The sequence below is a fragment of the Streptomyces paradoxus genome (genome assembly GCF_014202475.1).
Taxonomy (GTDB): Bacteria; Actinomycetota; Actinomycetes; order Streptomycetales; family Streptomycetaceae; genus Streptomyces; species Streptomyces paradoxus.
On record NZ_JACHGV010000035.1, the window covers coordinates 1 to 2,411 of the forward strand.

Below are 2,411 nucleotides of genomic sequence, written 5' to 3' on the forward strand. Positions count from 1 at the left end.
TCGTCAAGCACGATCTGCTGCAGCCCCCCAGCCAGCAGGCCGGACTGCGCCCGGCCGGTCACCACCACCGCAGCAGCCGCATCCTCCAGAACGAACTCCACCCGCTCCACCGGAAGATCCGGATCCACCGGCAGATACGCAGCCCCCGCCTTCACCACACCCAGCAGCGCCACGATCAGGTCGACGCCGCGGTCCAGGCACACGCCCACCACGGACTCCGGACCCACGCCCTGGCCGACAAGGTGACGCGCCAGGCGATTCGCACGCGCATCCAGCTCCGCATACGACACCTCAACCCCGTCAGCAACGATCGCCACGGCATCCGGCGCCCGCCCCACCTGCGCCTCAAACAACTCCGGAAGCGTCCCCACCGGAACCACAGCAGCCGTGTCATTCCACTCCGACACCACCCGCCGACGCTCAACCTCACCAAGCAGCTCGGCCCGCCCGACAGGTTCGGTGGGGGGCGAGGTGGTGAGCCAGTGCACGACGTTCAGGAAGCGTCGCAGTACGTCGGCGGCGGACGTCGCGTCGTAGAGGCCCGGATTGGCATCGACGTTGATCTGGAGGCCCGACCTGCCATAGACGTCGATCCGGATGCCGTCGACGGGGCCGGTGGAGAGGTTGTGCGCAGCGACGGGAAGGTCACCGAAGTGCAGGTCGTAGTCGAACGCCATGACGTTGATGTGCAGACCGCACAGAACGCGGTCGACCATCTTCAGGTCACGGAGGATCTCCTCGTGGCGGTAGCGCTCGTGGCGCAGGCCCTCGCGGACCGCGCGGGAGGTCTGCCGGACGGCGTCGGCCACCGTGGTCCACGGATCGAAGGTCACGCGGACCGGAAGGATGTTGGAAGTCATGCCGGGGATGCCGGCCTCGCGGTGGCCCGCCCGGCCTCGTACGGGGAGACCGATGACCACGTCACGGGCTCCGGTGACCCGGTGTTCGTAGATGGCCGCAGCGGTGATCAGCAGCCCGGAAAGGCTGGTCCTCAGGCGGCGCGCGGCCGCCTTCAGGGCCGCCGCCTCCTGCATGTCTATGCCGTCAGCAGTGCGGATGGGGGCGTGTTGGGCCCTTCGGCCCGCGCGGGTGGCACCGGCGAGCACCTCGTCGGCCAGGCCCGCGAGGGTGTCGTTCCAGTACTGCCGGTCCTGCTCGGGCTCGGAGGATGAGCGATAGGCGCGGTCGGCGTCGAGGAGCACGGAAACCGGCTCAAGGGTGCCGTCGTTCAGGTCGTGGCCTTCGAGGAGGGCGGTGTAGATCTCGGCGCCGCGGGTGGCGAGCACCACGCCGCCGAGGCCGTCCATGACGAGGTGGTGAACGCGGGTGTACCAGAAGTGCAGGTCCTCGCCGACCTTGATCACGGCTTGGGAGGAGAGCGGGCCGCCGTCGAGATCCACCCGGCGGCGCAGGTCGGCGTGCATCCACTCCTCGGCGGCCGCACGCGGGTCGGGCTCCTCGCTCAGGTCGACGACGTGGATGGGGTAGTCCCGCTCGTCGTGCACGTACTGCCATGGCGTTCCGTCGATGACGCGGATGCGCAGGCGCAGGCTCTCGGCCTCCCGCAGCCTGCGTCGTGCGGCCTCCACCAGCAGGTCGGGCTTGGCCCCACCGCCGATCTCCAGGTACTCGGCGATGTTGAATCCGAGGTTGTCGGGCGCGAGCTGCTGCGCGTACCACACAGCGAGCTGGCCGGCCATCAGTTCCCGGAGCCCAGCCTCGGATGTAGCCATTCCCGCATACTCCAATCGGTTCGCGTCATCGACTGGAACAGCAGGGGCCCGCCTCCGTCAGGGCGTGCCGCATTACCGCCCAGCCCCCTGGATCAAGGCGTTGACTTGGTGGTTAACGCTAAATCGGCGATTCGTCCCGGGAGTTGGGCAGATGGGTCCGTCCACACCGTCGCCGGGAACGGAGCTGATCGCAGTCGGCTCCGTGCCTCAGGGCCGCAGCGTCCGCCCGGGACCGGTCTACGCCGGTCCCGGGGCCGCGGCCGGTGGATGCTACTTGCCTTCCATGGCCGCGATCAGGCTCTTGGGACGCATGTCGGTCCAGGACTTCTCGACGTAGTCGAGGCACTCCTGGCGAGGGGCCTCCCCGAAGACTTTCTCCCAGCCTTCGGGTACGTCGACGAACACCGGCCAGAGCGAGTGCTGACCCTCTTCGTTCACCAGGACCAGGTAGTTGGCATCGGGATCATCGAACGGATTCGTCATCACGTTGTCCTCTCTGGGCAATGACATGCATGCATGGTCAGTGGTTCTCACCAACGAATTTCCGGTCGGCTGCCGCGTATATGGCGACAGCACGCCGCACTGAGGGTTTTCAGCGGTGCTGCTCCAGGGTGAGGACGGCCTTGGCGATTGACGTCATGCGGTTCGGGCTGCATCGGGCTCTGCGGAAGATTCGCC

General features: G+C 67.8%; 2 protein-coding genes and 1 pseudogene. All 3 read right to left on the bottom strand.

What is annotated here, in order from left to right:
* Positions 1 to 1,733, bottom strand: a 1,733-nt coding sequence (locus HNR57_RS39065) for a condensation domain-containing protein (RefSeq protein WP_184568182.1), incomplete at its 3' end; no start/stop codon positions are given.
* A 270-nt stretch (positions 1,734 to 2,003) separates the two neighbouring features.
* Positions 2,004 to 2,216, bottom strand: coding sequence for an MbtH family protein (locus tag HNR57_RS39070; protein WP_221343546.1), 213 nt, complete (start codon positions 2,214 to 2,216; stop codon positions 2,004 to 2,006).
* Positions 2,217 to 2,325: 109 nt separating this feature from the next.
* Positions 2,326 to 2,411, bottom strand: a pseudogene (locus HNR57_RS39075) (IS5/IS1182 family transposase); the annotation flags it as partial.